Origin of the sequence: Streptomyces sp. NPDC051664, from assembly GCF_044453545.1 — a bacterium.
In the GTDB taxonomy this organism is placed as follows: domain Bacteria; phylum Actinomycetota; class Actinomycetes; order Streptomycetales; family Streptomycetaceae; genus Streptomyces.
In genome coordinates this window covers 12,501-28,205 of sequence record NZ_JBITCU010000030.1, presented here as the reverse complement: position 1 = coordinate 28,205, position 15,705 = coordinate 12,501, and the positions used below count along the sequence as shown (strand labels likewise).

Sequence of the window (15,705 nt, the reverse complement as noted above, 5' to 3'; positions counted from 1 at the left end):
CGCTTCACGCTCCCTTGCGCATGCCGCGCAGCTGGACGACGTAGGCGATGACCATGGTGATCAGGCCCATGACGATGGCGACCGTCGCGGAGTAGTTGTGCTGCTGGCCCGAGAAGGACAGCGAGTACGTGTAGTAGTTCGGGGTGTAGTCGGTGGTGATGGAGTTCGGCGCGAGCTTCTGCAGGATGCTCGGCTCGTTGAACAGCTGGAAGGTGCCGATGATCGAGAAGATCGTCGCGATGACGAGGGCACCGCGGATGGCGGGGAGCTTGATGGCGGTGATCACGCGGATCTGCCCGGCGCCGTCGATCTGCGAGGCCTCGTACAGCGATGCCGGGATGACGCGGAGCGCGGAGTAGAAGATCAGCATGTTGTAGCCGACGAACTCCCAGGTCACGATGTTGCCGATCGACGCCAGGATCAGATTGGGCCCGAGCGGGTTGGGTAGCGATACGCCGAGGGCGTCGTTGATGTCGCTCACCAGACCGAAGCGGGTGCCGTACATGAAGCCCCACATCAGCGTGGCGACCACGGCGGGCACCGCATACGGCAGGAAGATCGAGATCCGGAAGAAGTCCCTGCCGTACAGCCGCCCGCTGTCCAGGGCGAGTGCCACGAGCAGGGCGATACCCAGCATGATCGGCACCTGAATCAGCAGGAACAGCGACACCCGCCCCAGGGAGTCCCAGAACTGGGTGTCGTGCAGGGCCTGTTGGTAGTTGTCCAGGCCCACGAAGGACGTGCCGCCGATGAGCTTGTCACGGAAGAGGCTCAGGTAGATCGAATAGGCGATCGGGGCCAGGAAGACGAAGACGAAGACCACCGCGAAGGGTCCGATGAACCCCCACCCCGTCCACGAACGGCGGTCCCGTTTCGCCGCAGGCCGGGCCGGATGACGGGGTATGGCCGCAGGGGGTTGTAGCGTCGTCATGTCGTTCCTCGCTCGTCCTTCTCGGAACCGGCGTCGCCCGCCGCCGCGATGTTTACGTAAACATGCCGCGCCGAAGAGAACCCCGGGCTGTTATGTTTACGTAAACATCTGATGGCGGCATGTCTACACTGCGCCAATGTTGGTGGTCAAGGGTCGCCTGCCGAAACTGCGACTCAGGCAAGAAGGGAGACGGGTGGACACCGCGGACAGCGCCTCGACGGGCAAGGACCGAGCACGCACGCGCACGGGCAAGCGGACCGTGCGTCGCACACAGCGCGCGTCCATGGCGGATGTCGCCCGCCTGGCCGGCGTCTCTTCACAGACCGTCTCCCGGGTGTCCAACGGATACGCGGGCGTCACCGAAGAGACCCGCCAGCAGGTGCTGGCGGCCATGAACGAGCTGGGCTACCGGCCCAACAGCGCAGCCCGGGCCCTCAAGAGCGGCGAATTCCGCACCATCGGAGTCATCACCTTCAACCTCTCCACCACGGGCAACATGCGCACCCTGGAGGCGATCGCCACGTCCGCGGCGCAGGAGGGCTACGCCGTCACGCTCCTGCCCGTCGCCGTCCCCACTCAGGACGAGGTGCGTGGCGCCTTCTCCCGGCTGGGAGAGCTCGCCGTCGACGCAGCCATTGTCATAATGGAAGTGCACCTGCTCGATGCGGCGACCATCTCGCTGCCCCCTCATGTCCAGGTCGTCGTCGCCGACTCGGACGCGGGCGACGGATACACCGTGGTCGACACCGACCAGGCCGGGGGAGCCCGTGCTGCTGTGCGGCACCTGCTGGACCTCGGCCATCGCACGGTCTGGCATCTGGCCGGTCCCGAGGAGTCCTTTGCGGCACAACGCCGTGCCGATGCCTGGCGCGCCGAACTCGCCGCGGCGGGCTGCGTCCTGCCGCACGTTGTGAGAGGCGACTGGTCGGCGGAGTCCGGCTATCGGGCAGGTGTGGAACTTGCCGACGAGAAGGACTGTACGGCGGTGTTCGCCGCCAACGACCAGATGGCACTGGGGCTTTTGCGTGCCTTGCACGAGCGAGGCCGGATGATTCCCGATGACGTCAGCGTCATCGGCTTCGACGACATCCCCGAGGCCGGCTCCTTCCTGCCTCCGCTGACCACGGTTCACCAGGACTTCGCCGAAGTGGGACGCCTGTGCGTCGAGGGTGTCCTGCGGCGGATGCGCCATGTCGGGGCGGAACACGGCACAACGCTCGTACCCACGAAACTCGTGATCCGCGACAGCACTGCCCCGCCGCCTGCTGCTGCGGACAAGTAGTTCGGTCGAGGCTGTGACCGCCACAGGCGGTGACAGAACCGGATCGGGAGTCTGAGTAGTTCCCGAGGCCGCCGCGATTCAGCGAGAAGCAGTTCCCCCCAGCTGGGGGCGCCAGCCCCTGCGACGCCACGAGTTCAACTTCAGTGGCGGCGGCGGGCCCAGAACAGAGCGTGCCCGCCATCGCCTTCAGGTATGAACTCTTCCTGCTCGACGACCAGGCCGGCTTGAGTGATCCAGGCTCGGTTGGTGGTGGCGTCCGCGTGGCTCCACCACATGGCCGTCCCGCCACCCAGCCAGTCCTCGTCGATGCCGGTCCAAGCCCGGTTGCCGGTGGTGCCCAGGAACCAACCGCCGGGGCGCAACCATCCGGCGATCTTCTCCAGCAGTGGAAGCTGTTCATCAAGGGGGATGTGGATCAGTGCGTAGAAGGAGACGATCGCGTCGAACGAGGACGGTTCGAAGTCCATGGCCGTAGCATCGGCGCGGATGAACTCGGCCTGTGGCACGAGCTCCCGTGCCCTGCGGATCTGCACCTCGCTGATATCGACGCCCGTAACGCGATGACCTGCGGTCGTCAGGGTCCGGGCGACGGGTACCCCGCTTCCGCACCCCAGATCCAGCACCGTGCCTCCAGCCGGGATCCGACCGATCAGTTCGCTGATCCACGGCTGGTATTTCGTCTCGGAGCCGTACGCCTGGTCATAGCGGAGCGAGAGCGCGTCGTACCCGCGCCGGACCAGGTCTTTGGGATCTTCGTAGTCCACGTCGAGGAACGTTAGCCACCCGCGCCGAGAGGGTGCGAACGATTTTCCGGACCCAGATCAAGACATCGCCCGGCTGCTGGGCCGCCTCACGGAATCCCTGGAGGGGGAGTGCTGACGAGCTCCCCCGCGATCGGGGCGGGGGTTGCGAGCACCCGCCCGCCCACCACGGACCGGCCCCCTGGAGGGTCGTCGCCGAGCGGGAAGCGAAAGCGGGGGACCAGTGCATCCAAAATCGTTCGGGATGCGCCCAGTACACAGCCGTGGGTCCAGGACTCGCTTATGTGCGCCGGCTAGGAACGGTGTGAAGCGGGCGATGGTGTGGTGCCGGCTCGCCCGATCGCCGTCCTGGCAAGATAGCGGCATGGAACGTGTACTTGGAATCGGTGGGTACTTCATGCGGGCGGCCGACCCGGTGTCCCTGGGCGCGTGGTATCGCGATTGCCTCGGCCTGGACGCCGATGAGAACGGTCTGTGGCGTCAGGGGGCCGGGCCGACGGTGTTCGCGACGTTCGAGTCCGAGACCGACTACTTCGGGTCCCGCGCCCAGCAGACCATGCTCAACTTCCGGGTCCGCGACCTGGATGCGATGCTCGCGCAATTGCGCGCCAAGGGAGCGGAGGTGGCCGAAGAGACGCAGGACATGGACGGTGTCGGTCGATTCGGCTGGGTCACCGATCCTGAGGGCAATCGGGTCGAGCTGTGGCAACCCGCGTGACCGCGTCACGGTGACGTGCTGGTGACCGACGAGGTTGTCGAGGCATGAACCTTGGTCAGGCCCGCGTGACCATGCCCCAATTGCGCAAACGACCACGGGGAGGTCGTAAGCGGACAGCGCCGGCCATCCGGTACCGATCGCGGCGGCTCACCACCGGTCGCCGACACGCACCTTGTCCCACCGGGCCTTGGCGATGCACAGCTCGTGTGCGTCGTCGTCCAGTTCGATCTGCCAGCACGCGGGATGGCGGTGCGGGACGCGATGGGTACCGGTCTGCACCGTGTGGCACGACCTCTTGGTCTTGCCCCCGCTACGAGACGTGGTGCACTGCTTCTTCGTGACCGACTCGGTGCTCCACGTGGTGCGGGCGGGCTTGTACTCCTTCTCGGTTATGGTGCCGTGCACCTTGCTGTTCCCACATGCAACCAGGAGCAGTAGGGTCGCGGGCACCGCGGCCAGAGTGGCGATCCGGCGGATGGGCATGGGCAGGTCCTCTGCATGGATGAACGCGGCGATGCCGGGCCGGATCGGGTATTCGGCGGCGGCGTTGGTCAGCGCACCATCATAGGGACGACCGCGCCCCGTCGAGCCTCGCGTGCGGGTCCACCGGCGGAACAGGGCGTTGGACGGTCCGCTGCGGCGGGAAGTCGGCCAGGCGTCCTTCACCTTCCGGGCGAACCGCCCGCCGATCGAGCGCGCGGTGGCCGTTCACATCGTCCGGAGTTTCCGCCTGGCACCCAACACGTTTTGCCGACGCCGTCGACGAAGGCGCGTCAGTGGTGGTGGCCCTGGCGGCCGAGGGTCTCCACGGGGGTCGCGCCGGGGCGGGTCCACTGCGGCACGGGCCGACTGGTCGGCCCCCAGGTGGCGACGCCGTCGGCGTCCGAGCGCCAGTACCAGCAGGCTTGGCGGCCCTCGGCCGGGTGCCCCTCACGGACATCGCCGATCACGGGCCGGCCCTCGGGGTTGTCCTCCCACGCCTCGCCGCGGCCGTAGGGCGTCATGTCGAGCAGGCTGAGGGACCCGTTGACCGGCTCGTTGCCACGGCCCGTCGTGGAGTAGGTCAGGAACACGCGGTCACCGTCGCGCAGGAAACAGACGATGCGCCCCATTGCTCCGCCGACCGGCGCGTCCACGTCCCGCACCGAGTACCAGGGCTGCGTGTAGCCCATGAACTCGACGTAGGGAGCCACCTCGTCCCACGGTCCCGAGGTCAGGACGGCGAACGAGACGCCCCGGGCGTTGAGGTAGACGGCGTCCTTCGCGTGCCAGGCCGTGGTGGTGCAGCCCTCGCACTGCCCCTGGTGCGGCGCGCCGTCGTACCACATGTGCTTGTAGACCACGAGCTCGTCGCGGCCCTGGAACAGGTCGAAGAAGGGGACCGGCCCGTCAACACCGGTGACCTCGACCGTGCCGTCGAGCTCGACCATCGGCAGCCGCCGCCGGGCCGCGGCGATCGCGTCGCCCTCACGGGTGTGCGCCTTCTCGCGGACCAGCAGCTTGTCGCGTACCGCCTGCCATGTGGCCAGGTCGACGACTGGCGGCTTGCCGGGGAGGTTGCTGCTCGCGTTGCCGGGCGGGGTCGTCATGGTGTCCTCCGTGGTGTCTCGTGCCGGGCAGCGTCGTACGACGTCCTACGACGCTCACCAGAACAGACTCGCGATCCGGCCGGAACTCATCGCGGCAGGGGGCGCCCTCTGCCGAGCCTGCACGGGCCACGTCGGGCCGGCACGTTCACAGCCACTCTCAGAGCGCTGCGACTCAGTCCGCCCAGCATGATCCGAACGAGAGGCACTGGTTACGGAGACACGGGACCACCACCCCGGACGCCCGCATGCACACGCCGACCCACCTCCGGAGATGCCGGGACCGCCATACCGAACGCATCCTGCGCCGCGGTGATCTCGTACGCTCCCGCCCCGGGCCGCAGCGCGGCGACCGAGGCGGGAGCGGGCATGCTTCCCGGGGGACTCGCTAGTGGGTCAGTTCGCCGTCCTTGGCGATGATCCGTCCGGCGCGCACCACCATGTCCCGCGCGGGCAGGTCCACCACGACCTGGGGCAGGCACTCGCCGCGCACGAGGAAGAAGTCGGCCGGGGAGCCGGGCTTCAAGTCGACCCGGGGCAGGCCGAGGAGCTGGGCGCCGCCGTCGGCGCCCGCCCGGAAGGCGGCTTCCAGCTCTTCGTCCAGGCGCACGTCCTGGACCCAGGCCAGCAGGTGCGAACGGTGCAGCATGTCCGCGTTGCCGAAGGGGCTCCACGCGTCGCGTACGCCGTCGGTACCGAGGCCGACGTGGACTCCGTGGTCCCGCAGCCGGTCGAGGGGAAGGACCAGCTTCGAGTCGGGCGCCACCGTCGTCAGGGAGATACCCGCCTCGGCCAAGTCATCTGCGATCCGACCGAGTTCGAGGGCTGTCAGCTCCGACAGGCAGAAGACATGGCTGACGGCGACCTTGCCCTGAAGCGACAGCGCGCGGGAGGCCGAGCGAGATGCGCTCCGGCGCCTCCACACCCGGACCGCCGGGGAACGTGCGGCCGTGATCCTTGCTGCTGTCCACCACGTGCGCTGTCCTTCGCTCGATATGCTCCGGGCGAGAATACGTGGCAGCGTGCGGACGCTGCGGAGAATTGCATGGCCTGCAGTACTAGGGTCGGGCGGCGACCTGGACGGAAGCCGTGGCCGCGGTGGTCTCCGCGCGGCCCACGGCGACTCGCAGCGTGATGGCAGCCGCGACTCCTGCCACCAGGCCGCAGGTCAGTGCGGCCGGGACGCCGTCGCCAATGCCGGCGAACAGGGACAGCAGTCCCCAGCGCAGGTCCGCCCCGTCCAGCGTCACCCGCAGCAGCTGGCTCGCCAGCAGACCGAGGACGGTCGCGCAGACTGCGCCGATCGCCATCGTCGGAACAGTGGCTCGCGTGAGGAGTCCGGGCAACCGCCGCAGTGCCCACCACACGATGGCCAGCAGCAGCACGTCGCCGGCGCGATGCAGGAGCCAGCCGCCGAGCGGCGCGCCCGCCGGGCCCGCCCAGGCGCCGAGCAGCAGCCACTGGCGCAGGAGTTCGCCAGGTTCGGCGAACAGCCCGCCGTCCGGGGAGACCGTCTGGAGGGCGGCGGCGACCGGTTGGTACGAGAGGACCACCAGGGACAGCGCGATCGTCGCGGTCCCGGCGGTGGCTGCCAGGCGGGCGGCGCGAGCCGGGACGACGGCCTGCGGGAGCGGACCGGCGCCCTTGGCGGTGACCCGCGCTGCGAGCACTGTCCCCGCCGCCGCGACCAGCGCGGTCGCCACCAGAACCTGTCGCCCGGAGGAGATCGTGCTCGCCAGTTGCGGCAGGAAGCGGTAACTGCCGTGCCCGTGCGAGGCGATCAGCCACGGCGCGGAGACGGTCACCGCCAGGGTCCCGGCGACGAGGCCCCAGGCCCACAGCGCGAGCAGCGCGGCCGTCGTCCGGCCGTGCACCGGCGGCAGCCTGCGGACCAGGAGCAGCGCCACGGGCACGAAGAAGGCGAAGACCGCGAAGAACCGGATCTGCAGCGCGGTGGCGTACAGCGCGAGATAGCGGGTGCTGTCGGTCTCGGCCGTGTCCCCGATCCCGCCGGACACTTCGGCGCCGACCTGAACCGAGGCCGGAGGGTCGTACGACCAGGGGGCGAGCCAGCGTTCGAGGTCAGCGGCGGCCTGGCTGCCGATCACGCCGCTTGTGCCCGGCAGGTGCAGTGCCTGCGCACTCGCCCCTGCCCACCACAGCAGTGCCGTGAGCAGCAGCCCTCCGATCAGTGCCGGTATCGCCGCGCGCCGGTATGTCATCACTGTCCCCGCCTTGACCGCTCATCCCGTGAATCCCCTGGTCATGGAGAGTACGAGGCACTGATCACATACGGATCACGGTCGTTCGGTGACTTGCCCCGGACAACGCTCAGTTCGATGGCGAGAGTGTCACGGTGCCGGCCGACCGAATGGGCGGCGCCCGTGCGGGAACGGGTGCCGCCCTGACCACATGCACGGCGTGGAAGACCCGGTCGTTCGGATGCGCGAGCGTCAGCGGGTGATCGTGATGATCTGCGCAGTGCCGGGTGCCACCGTGATGGGCGCGTCGGAGGGCAGGCGGGTGCTCTGCGGTGCCCGGTCGGCGGTGCCCGCCGGGGTGACCGAGGCGCCGCCGAGGGTGATGGCCGAAGTGTCCAGTGAGGACAGACCGCCCGCCGCCGAAGACGCGAGGGTCGTCTGCCGGCCGCCAGGGAAGCCATGGGGAAGTTTGAGAGTGACGGTGTCGTCGGTGGCGTCCGCGGCCGCGGGGTCCTGGATGTTGATGAGCACCACGTGCAGCCTTCCGTCCTCGCCCCGGATGCCGTACGCGCGCAGCTTGCCCAGGGCCTCGTCCGGCAGCCCCAGGTCGACGAAGCGGCCCTCGGGCAGCTGGCGGAAGGCCCACAGGCCGTAGTAGAGCGGGGCGGCGGAGAGCTGATGCGAGTCGAGCTGTGCCTGATCGGCGGCGCAGAAGGCACCGTAGTAGCGGTAGGAGATGGGGTAGTCGGCCGAGTCGCGGGGCTTGAAGTCGCCACAGACCGCAGCGGTGTTGGTGTGGAACAGCAGGCGGCTGACGCCGTTCTGGGCGGTCTCCAGCAGGTGGTCGAGCGCCCACAGGGAGGAACCGTAGGCGTCGCTCACGCCCGGCTGGCCGCTGCACGAGGCGCTGTTGGACTCGTTGAGGGTCATCGGCACGGTGTGGCGCAACTTGTCGCCGACCGCCCTGATGCCCTGCAGTTTGGTGCGGGCCTTGATATACGTGTCCGGCGACACCAACTGGGTCATCGTGGCGGTCGAGGTGCCGCAGTGGCTGCCCGCGTACAGGTGCGAGGCCATCTCGGCGAGGGTGCGCTCGGGGGCGTTGGCGCCGTCGGCGAGGGCGGCGTCGGCGAAGCCGTCGATGACGGAATTGGTGAGCGCGGTGTTGGCCGAGGGGCCGGTCATCTTCAGATGGGCGTGCGGAAGCGCGTCGTCGATGGCGGCCTGGTAGTGCCTGACGGTGTTCCACATTTCGGCCGGGGTGAGAGTGGTGACGTTGTCGTACTCGTTGCCGACCTCGACGGAGAGCAGGTCGTTGCCGAGCGTGGCGTGCGCGGCCTTCACCTCTTCGATCACCTGGTCCATGGTGACCTGTGGTGCCGGGTCCTTGGCCGGGTTCTTCAACTTCGCCTGGTCGATGAGGGACTTCAGCGGCACGCCGAGGGTGACCTTCCAGCCGGTCGCGTCGAGCAGCTTCTTGAGGCCGTCCAGGTCCGCCTGGTCCACAGTGCCGCCGATGGCCTGGGCCGGTGCGGGGGCGTCGGCGTGCGGGCCGAAAGCGGGCCAGACCAGGTCCATGGAGTAGCCGCCGAGACGCAGCACGCCGTGCGGGCCGAGGGTCTTCAGGCGCGCGGCGAGCAGCTCCTTGGTCAAGTAGCCGTGGGCGAAGTCCGCGGACTCGACGGAGAAGCCCTGCATGCCGGGGTTGAGCTTGGCGCCGGCCGGGGAGCCGTGGGCGTCGAGTGCGAAGGCGGTCTGCGCCCGGGCCGGCACGCCGGCCGCGGGCTCGGCGAGCCCAACGCCGCTGCAGGCGAGCATTGCGACGGCGGTGGCGAGGGCGGCGGGTGTGGCGATTCTTGCGGACTTGGGGCGAGTACGCATGGCTGGGCTCCTTGAGCGGGGCTGAGTACGCCTCGATGAGCAAGATCGATCTGGTAAACGTTTTCTCGATCGGTGGACACTGCGGCGCCGCAGCAGTGCTTGTCAACGCCCGTGACAGAAATGCGCGGTCACGGTGTGTCGGGCGCGGGTCCTGTCGACCCGCGCACCACGAGCTCGGTCGGCAGGCGCACCGTGCCGTGCCGGCCGGCCCGCTGCAGCTGCACGCGCAGCAGCTCCCACGCCTGCCGCCCGACCTCTTCGGTCGGGAGCCGTACGGTGGTCAGCGGCGGCGCGAGGAACTGTGCGACGGGGATGTCGTCGAACCCGGCCAACGAGACGTCCCGCGGCACGTCGAGCCCCTGCTCGCGCAGGCCGGCCAGCAAGCCGATGGCCACCAGGTCGTTGAAGGCCACGACCGCACTCACCCCGGCAGCCAGCAGTGCGGGCAGCGCCCGATGGCCGTCGTCACTGGTGGATCCGGCCTGCACGACCGTCACTTGGAGCCGCAGCGCCGCCGCCGAGTCGCCCAGGGCACGCTGGCGCTCCGCGTTCGACCAGGAGTCGGGCGGACCGGCGAGGTAGCCGATGTGGCGGTGGCCCAGCGTGGCGAGGTGGCGGACGACCTCGGTCATCCCGGCGTATGAGTCGACGCCGGCCGAGCTCATCGACAGGCCGCCGACCTCGCGGTTGGTGCACACCAGCGGGCCGACGGCGAACCGCGCCAGCTCCTCCAGCGGCAGCCGCGGCGAGCAGAGAACCAAACCGTCGCAGTGCAGGGCGAGTTCGTGGATCAGCGCCCGCTCCTCGTCCTGGCTCTCCTTGGAGTCGGCCACCAGCAGCCGGTGGCCGTGTGCGCCGGTGGCGTCGGCGAGCCCGCGCAGCAGCTCGGAGAAGGACGGGTTGCCCAGATCGGGCACCAGAACGCCGATGAGCCGGGTGGCGCCGGCCTGCAGGCTGCGTGCGGTGCCATTGGGCCGGTAGTGCAGCTCCGCCGCGGCCGCCCGCACCCGGCGGACGAGTTCGGGGTCCACCCGGCGGCCGTTGAGCACTCGGGAGACGGTCGCGGTCGACACCCGTGCCGCGCGCGCCACATCGACGATGGTCGGCTTGCGTATCACCTCGTACATGGCGAGGACCTTAAGGCACGTGCAAGGGGGTTGACCCGGTCCGGAACAAGTCCCTACAGTCCACGCTCAGTTCGCAGACATAATTTGCGTTCATATATCTGTTCTGCTGGGTCCGAGGAGCTCTGACGTGCAGAATCTCGACGGCGTGCTGTCCTTCCCTGTGACTCCCTTCGATGCCGTCGGTGCGGTCGATACGGCCGTGCTCGCCAAGCACGTCGACGCCGGCGTGACGGCGGGTCTCGGCGGCGTGTTCAGCGCCTGCGGGACCGGTGAGTTCCACGCTCTGGAGCCCGGTGAGTACGCCGACGTCGTTCGCACCACCGTCGAGGTCACCGCCGGCCGCGTGCCCGTCTACGCCGGCACCGGCGGACCCCTGCCGATTGCCCGCCAGTTCGCCCGCGCGGCCCGGGACGCCGGCGCGGACGGTCTGCTCCTGCTGCCGCCGTACCTGGTGCGCACCCCCGCCGCGGGCCTGGTGGCCTACGTCGAGGCGGTGGCGGCCGCCACCGACCTGCCGCTGGTCGTCTACCACCGCGACAACGCCCGCTTCGACCCCGCATCGGCCGCTGCCGTCGCCCGCATGCCCCAGGTCACCGGCTTCAAGGACGGCATCGGCGACCTCGACCTGCTCTCCCGCGTCGTCGCCGCGGTCCGCGGGGCGCTGGACGGGGAACCGTTCCAGTTCTTCAACGGGCTGCCGACGGCGGAGACCACCGTCCCGGCGTACCGGGGCATCGGAGTCGAGCTGTACTCCTCGGCGGTCTTCTGCTTCGTGCCGGAGATCTCCCTGGCCTTCCACAGGGCCGTACGCGATGGGAACGACGGTCTCGTCGACGCGCTGCTGACCCGGTTCTTCCACCCCCTCGTCGCCCTGCGTGAGCAGGTGCCGGGCTACGCGGTCGCCCTCATCAAGGCCGCCGTGCGCCGGCGCGGACTGGACGTCGGTGGGGTGCGGCCGCCGCTCGTCGACCCGACGCCCGAGCACCTCGACGAGCTGGACCGGATCACCGAGGCCGGCCTCGCCGTGTGCACCGAAGCGGGTGCGCTGCGATGACGGAAGCGCTCCGGATCAACGACGTCACGGTCATCCCGGTCGCCTTGGACGACGCCGGATACATGCAACACCTCCACCCCGAATACCGGCTCCGCTCCCCGCGCTGGCATTCGGCCCCCCTCAACTGAGTCCCCTCGTAAGGAGTTCTCATGGCCTGGCTCGACTGGGTAGCCCTCGGCGGCTACTTCCTGGTGATGCTGCTGATAGGCCTGTGGTCCCACCGCCGAGTGAGCAGCGTCGGCGACTACTTCACCGGCGGCGGCAAGATGCCGTGGTGGCTGTCCGGTATCTCCCACCACATGTCCGGGTACAGCGCTGCTGTGTTCGTGGCGTATGCGGCCGTCGCGTACAGCTATGGCGTGACGGTGTACTTCTGGGCCTTCGTGCCGCTCGCCCTGGGCACCGGCGTGGGCGCCTTCCTGTTCGCCCCGCGTTGGAACCGCCTGCGCTCCCGCTTCAACGTGGTCTCGCCGCTGGAGTATCTGGCGAAGCGCTACAACGTTCCCACCCAGCAGGCACTCGCCTGGAGCGGGGCGCTGCTCAAGGTGTTCGACGTCGCGGCGAAGTGGGCGTCGGTGGCGATCCTGCTCAACGTCTTCACCGGCATGTCGATGAACACCGGCATCATCATCACGGGTGTCGTCACCCTGCTGTACTGCACTGTGGGTGGGCTGTGGGCGGACGCGCTCACGGACTTCGGGCAGTTCGTGATCCAGGGTGTCGCGGCGCTGGCCATGCTCATCGCCGTGATCATCAAGCTGGGCGGCTTCTCCGGGCTCGCCTCGATGTGGGACAAGCTGCCCGAGGACCACGGGCAGCCGCTGGTCGGCCCGTACACCGCGGGCTTCCTCACCGCGTACATCGTCATCAAGCTCTTCGAGTACAACGGCGGCATGTGGAACCTCGCCCAGCGCTACATGGCCACCGACTCCGCGCACTCCGCCCGCCGCTCGGCCCTGCTGTCCGCGGTGCTGTACCTGATCTGGCCGGCCGTCCTGCTCTTCCCGTCCGTCGCCGCCGGTGTGCTGATGCCGAATGTCGTGGACGCGCAGCAGGTGTATGCGCTGATGGCGGAGAAGTACCTGCCCGCCGGGCTCATCGGCCTCACGCTCGCCGGGATGTTCTCGCACACCATGGCGATGGCCTCGTCCGACGCCAACGCGATCTCGGCGGTGGTCACTCGGGACATCATGCCGGTGGTGTGGCCCAAGGCGCGCACATGGAGCACCGAGGCAGGGCTGATGGCGGCACGGGTGTGCACGGTCCTGTTCATTGCGGTCAGCATGATCGTGGCGGTCGAGGCCGATCACTTCGGCGGCGTCCTCGGGATCATCGTCGCGCTGGTCGCCGCCGTGATGGGGCCGATCTCCATCCCGATGCTGCTCGGCCTGCTGCCGGCCTTCCGACGCTGCGGACCGGTCGCGGCGCTCGGCTCGTGGGCGCTGGGACTCGGGGCGTACTTCCTTCTGAAGTACGGCATCGAGCCGCCGAGCCAGACCTGGCTGGTGGCCACGCCGCTGGTGACGTCGCTCGTCGTCTACGTGGCCGTCGGCCTGCTGAAGCCGGAGCCATCCGGAGAGGCGGACGCAATCGTCGCGGCGGTCGGCTCGGACGGGCCGCAGAGTGGGGTGACTCCGGCGGCCGTACCGGTGGCTTCCGACTGACGCCGGCTTGGCCGGGCCCGGGTTGCTTCCCGGGCCCCGCAGCGGCACAGCCGGCCCGCGCCGTTGCTCGCACGGGCCGGTTCACGTCGCCCGCTGCCGTGCCCTTGCCCACGTGCTCGTGCGCAACACGCCTCCGAATCGGCACCATCCGGAAGGAGCCTCCATGAAACGCCTCAGTGCACGCGCCCTCGCCTGCACTCTCGCCCTGTCCGCCACCTTCGCCACGGTGCCCCTGAGTGCTGCCGACGCCACGGTCGGCCCGCCCGGGCGGGCCGCAGCCCACGTCCAAGGCGGCCGTATTCCGGGCCACTTCGTCGGCCTCAGCATCGAGTGGTCGCTGGTCGAGCGGTACATGAATCCCGCCGCCCGGCCGGCCTTCGCCAACCTGCTGCGCAATCTGCAAACAGGCGTGCTACGCATCGGCGGATCGTCCCAGGACCAGATGCCGTTCGACGCGACGGCGCCCAACACCAACCGCGTGATCACGCCGGAGGACCTGGCATACATCCGTGCCACCCTCGACGGGGCCGGGGACGCCGACGAGCGCGGCCAGCCCCGCTGGGGCGCCGTCCTCGGCACCGCCATGTCCCCGCCCAGCGACTCCAAGCCCTGGGTCGGTCCGGAGCACGCAAGAACCTTCGTCACGCAGGGAATCGAGCCCGCCTTCCCGGGCAAGGCCGCGAAGCAGATCGCGGGCATCGAACTCGGCAACGAGCCGGACCTGTCGTACGGCTCGAACCTCGACCGCTACCTCGGCGACCTGGCCACGTACGCGGATCCGGCCGTGACCGGCCCGTTCCCGGTCATCGCGCCCAACACCAGCGAGGACATCCTTCCCTGGAGCACCCTCGCCGATCCGACGGCCGCCACCCGCTACTTCCACGACTGGCCGCGGATCCTGGACACCGGAGCCCCGTACATGAGGCCCCGCGCCGGCGAGTTCGGCGCGTACGCATCCGACCACTTCTACCCGCTGGCCCGCACCTGCGTGAACAAGCCGTACCGCTGCGCCAGTACCACCGCACTGCTCTCGGACGAGCACCTGGCGAGCCTCGACTTCGAGGTCTACACCCACGCCACCGAGGCCGTTCGGCACGGGCTGGGCTACCGGCTGGAGGAGACCAGTACCGCGGCCAACCGCGGAGCGGACGGCGTCAGCAATGTGGCTGCGTCCGCCACGTACGCGCTGTCCGCCATGTTCCACACCGCCTGCCCGCAGCCCCCGGACCGGCCCGGCGCCAACGCTGCCTGCACCACCGGGGCTCAGGGGTTGAACTTCCACAACGCCGAGGTCCGTGCGTTCTTCTCACCCGAGGAGGGCAACGCGTACTACAACGCGGTCGACTACGACCCCACCGAGGCGATGGGCCCGCCGACCGCCGCCCCGCTCTACTACGCGATGCTCCTGTTCGCCCGCTTCGCCCAGAACACCGACGGCCTGCGTCCGGCGCACGTCACCACCGACGCCGAACGCAAGCCCGAGGCTTGGCAGGTCGAGGCGAAGGGTGGTGAGCACCGCCTCTTCGTCATCAACAAGGCCGACCGCCCGGCGACTGTCACCGTGCCCGTCCAGGGGACGACGGCGGCCGTCGACCGGATGACCCCGTACGACCCGGACGGGAGCCGTACCCTCGACGCCCCTCAAGCCCGCATCGACGGCCGCCAGGTCGCCGCCGACGGCATCTGGCCGGGCTTCCGCCCCAGCATCGTCCACGCTTCTGGACATCGCACGACGCTCACCCTGGCCGCCGGCGAAGCCGCCGTCGTGACCTCGGCGAGCCGGCCCTGACGCACCCCCACATATGCAGGAGAACTCATGGGAACAACACGAAACACCCGGTCACGCCGCAGAAGGGCACTGACAGCCGTCCTGGCGGCGGTGGCCGCGGGCCTCGCCGTCCCGGCCACCGGCGGCACCCCTGCCGCGCACGCCGCTGTACGTAAGCACGTCGACACCGACTACACCCTCCTGCGACGCGCCCCCGCCTCGTACGTCATCGGCACCGCCTACCGAGACTGGACCGCCGACATCCACGGCGACCAGCAGGACGGCTACCGCTGGGCGCGGGTCTACGGCAACCTCAACAAGTGCCTGTGGATCTACAGCGGAGCCGTCTCCGGCGACGAAGCGATCGCCGCCAGCTGTGGTGACCCGGTGACGATGCCCACGTCCGAGTTCACCAACGGCCAGATCGGTGGCGGCACGTCGGACGGTGCGACGGTGACGACGGTCGCCGGCTCCGGCTGTGCCACGTACGACGGCAGTCACATCACCGCGTACGGCAACGTCCGCCCGTGGGAGGTGCCCGCCACCCCCAGTGCGCCACTGAACAGCCAGGTCGCCATCGGCCAGACCGTGCTGTGGCGTTATGTGACCAGGGACGGCAACTACGTGATGGTGCGCGACCCGCGCGGTGGCGGCACCGACGGCACGGGGCTGCAGAGCTGGTACTTCATCCCGCGCGGCTGCCTGCCGACGACGCTGCCCTGAGGCGCCGGA

General features: G+C 69.5%; 14 protein-coding genes and 1 pseudogene. 7 read left to right on the top strand and 8 right to left on the bottom strand.

The annotated features are described in order from the left end of the window. Window positions 1-4 precede the first annotated feature (4 nt). Entirely contained in the window at window positions 5-931 is a 927-nt protein-coding gene (locus ACIA8E_RS33940; RefSeq protein ID WP_399303995.1) for a carbohydrate ABC transporter permease, read from the bottom strand. Window positions 932-1,124: 193 nt separating this feature from the next. Here ACIA8E_RS33940 and ACIA8E_RS33935 point away from each other — a divergent pair, with 193 nt between their 5' ends. Further along, window positions 1,125-2,213, top strand: a complete 1,089-nt coding sequence (locus ACIA8E_RS33935; RefSeq protein ID WP_399303993.1) for a LacI family DNA-binding transcriptional regulator — start codon at window positions 1,125-1,127, stop codon at window positions 2,211-2,213. 140 nt (window positions 2,214-2,353) lie between these two features. Here the strand turns inward: ACIA8E_RS33935 and ACIA8E_RS33930 are convergent, their stop codons facing one another. After that, entirely contained in the window at window positions 2,354-2,977 is a 624-nt protein-coding gene (locus ACIA8E_RS33930) for a class I SAM-dependent methyltransferase (RefSeq protein WP_399303991.1), read from the bottom strand. A 361-nt stretch (window positions 2,978-3,338) separates the two neighbouring features. Between ACIA8E_RS33930 and ACIA8E_RS33925 the strand changes: the two genes are divergently transcribed. Next, window positions 3,339-3,692 carry a VOC family protein gene (locus ACIA8E_RS33925; protein WP_399303989.1) on the top strand — a complete coding sequence of 118 codons (354 nt, stop codon included), beginning with the start codon at window positions 3,339-3,341 and terminating at the stop codon, window positions 3,690-3,692. A gap of 147 nt (window positions 3,693-3,839) precedes the next feature. Here the strand turns inward: ACIA8E_RS33925 and ACIA8E_RS33920 are convergent, their stop codons facing one another. The 6 genes and pseudogenes from ACIA8E_RS33920 to ACIA8E_RS33895 all read right to left on the bottom strand — a co-directional run bounded on the left by ACIA8E_RS33920 (window position 3,840) and on the right by ACIA8E_RS33895 (window position 10,487). Further along, window positions 3,840-4,358 carry a hypothetical protein gene (locus tag ACIA8E_RS33920; protein WP_399303987.1) on the bottom strand — a complete coding sequence of 173 codons (519 nt, stop codon included), beginning with the start codon at window positions 4,356-4,358 and terminating at the stop codon, window positions 3,840-3,842. A 107-nt stretch (window positions 4,359-4,465) separates the two neighbouring features. After that, entirely contained in the window at window positions 4,466-5,281 is an 816-nt protein-coding gene (locus ACIA8E_RS33915; RefSeq protein ID WP_399303985.1) for a DUF899 family protein, read from the bottom strand. A gap of 385 nt (window positions 5,282-5,666) precedes the next feature. Beyond that, window positions 5,667-6,170: pseudogene (locus ACIA8E_RS33910) on the bottom strand (amidohydrolase family protein); the annotation flags it as partial. Window positions 6,171-6,336: 166 nt separating this feature from the next. Continuing rightward, entirely contained in the window at window positions 6,337-7,500 is a 1,164-nt protein-coding gene (locus ACIA8E_RS33905) for a hypothetical protein (RefSeq protein WP_399303983.1), read from the bottom strand. Window positions 7,501-7,731: 231 nt separating this feature from the next. Continuing rightward, window positions 7,732-9,360 (bottom strand): hypothetical protein, encoded by a 1,629-nt coding sequence (locus ACIA8E_RS33900; protein WP_399303981.1) that lies wholly within the window; start codon window positions 9,358-9,360, stop codon window positions 7,732-7,734. 128 nt (window positions 9,361-9,488) lie between these two features. Then, complete coding sequence (locus ACIA8E_RS33895; protein ID WP_399303979.1) at window positions 9,489-10,487, bottom strand: LacI family DNA-binding transcriptional regulator; 999 nt, start codon at window positions 10,485-10,487, stop codon at window positions 9,489-9,491. 127 nt (window positions 10,488-10,614) lie between these two features. Here ACIA8E_RS33895 and ACIA8E_RS33890 point away from each other — a divergent pair, with 127 nt between their 5' ends. From ACIA8E_RS33890 to ACIA8E_RS33870, 5 genes are all read left to right on the top strand, one after another. Next, window positions 10,615-11,541 carry a 5-dehydro-4-deoxyglucarate dehydratase gene (locus ACIA8E_RS33890; RefSeq protein WP_399303977.1) on the top strand — a complete coding sequence of 309 codons (927 nt, stop codon included), beginning with the start codon at window positions 10,615-10,617 and terminating at the stop codon, window positions 11,539-11,541. Continuing rightward, window positions 11,538-11,669 (top strand): hypothetical protein, encoded by a 132-nt coding sequence (locus tag ACIA8E_RS33885; RefSeq protein ID WP_399303975.1) that lies wholly within the window; start codon window positions 11,538-11,540, stop codon window positions 11,667-11,669. The genes ACIA8E_RS33890 and ACIA8E_RS33885 overlap by 4 nt, the downstream gene beginning before the upstream one ends. 21 nt (window positions 11,670-11,690) lie before the next feature. After that, window positions 11,691-13,205, top strand: coding sequence for a sodium:solute symporter family protein (locus ACIA8E_RS33880; RefSeq protein WP_399303973.1), 1,515 nt, complete (start codon window positions 11,691-11,693; stop codon window positions 13,203-13,205). A gap of 163 nt (window positions 13,206-13,368) precedes the next feature. Next, window positions 13,369-14,994, top strand: coding sequence for a hypothetical protein (locus ACIA8E_RS33875; protein ID WP_399303971.1), 1,626 nt, complete (start codon window positions 13,369-13,371; stop codon window positions 14,992-14,994). Between the two features lie 27 nt (window positions 14,995-15,021). Continuing rightward, window positions 15,022-15,696 carry a hypothetical protein gene (locus tag ACIA8E_RS33870; RefSeq protein ID WP_399303969.1) on the top strand — a complete coding sequence of 225 codons (675 nt, stop codon included), beginning with the start codon at window positions 15,022-15,024 and terminating at the stop codon, window positions 15,694-15,696. Window positions 15,697-15,705 lie beyond the last annotated feature (9 nt).

What these genes read in the sequence shown, in the direction of transcription:
- ACIA8E_RS33870 (WP_399303969.1), top strand. Translation starts at nt 15,022, where the DNA reads ATGGGAACAACACGAAACACCCGGTCACGCCGCAGAAGGGCACTGACA.
- ACIA8E_RS33885 (WP_399303975.1), top strand. Translation starts at nt 11,538, where the DNA reads ATGACGGAAGCGCTCCGGATCAACGACGTCACGGTCATCCCGGTCGCC.
- ACIA8E_RS33925 (WP_399303989.1), top strand. Translation starts at nt 3,339, where the DNA reads ATGGAACGTGTACTTGGAATCGGTGGGTACTTCATGCGGGCGGCCGAC.
- ACIA8E_RS33905 (WP_399303983.1), bottom strand. Translation starts at nt 7,500, where the DNA reads ATGACATACCGGCGCGCGGCGATACCGGCACTGATCGGAGGGCTGCTG.
- ACIA8E_RS33875 (WP_399303971.1), top strand. Translation starts at nt 13,369, where the DNA reads ATGAAACGCCTCAGTGCACGCGCCCTCGCCTGCACTCTCGCCCTGTCC.
- ACIA8E_RS33900 (WP_399303981.1), bottom strand. Translation starts at nt 9,360, where the DNA reads ATGCGTACTCGCCCCAAGTCCGCAAGAATCGCCACACCCGCCGCCCTC.
- ACIA8E_RS33880 (WP_399303973.1), top strand. Translation starts at nt 11,691, where the DNA reads ATGGCCTGGCTCGACTGGGTAGCCCTCGGCGGCTACTTCCTGGTGATG.
- ACIA8E_RS33915 (WP_399303985.1), bottom strand. Translation starts at nt 5,281, where the DNA reads ATGACGACCCCGCCCGGCAACGCGAGCAGCAACCTCCCCGGCAAGCCG.
- ACIA8E_RS33895 (WP_399303979.1), bottom strand. Translation starts at nt 10,487, where the DNA reads ATGTACGAGGTGATACGCAAGCCGACCATCGTCGATGTGGCGCGCGCG.
- ACIA8E_RS33940 (WP_399303995.1), bottom strand. Translation starts at nt 931, where the DNA reads ATGACGACGCTACAACCCCCTGCGGCCATACCCCGTCATCCGGCCCGG.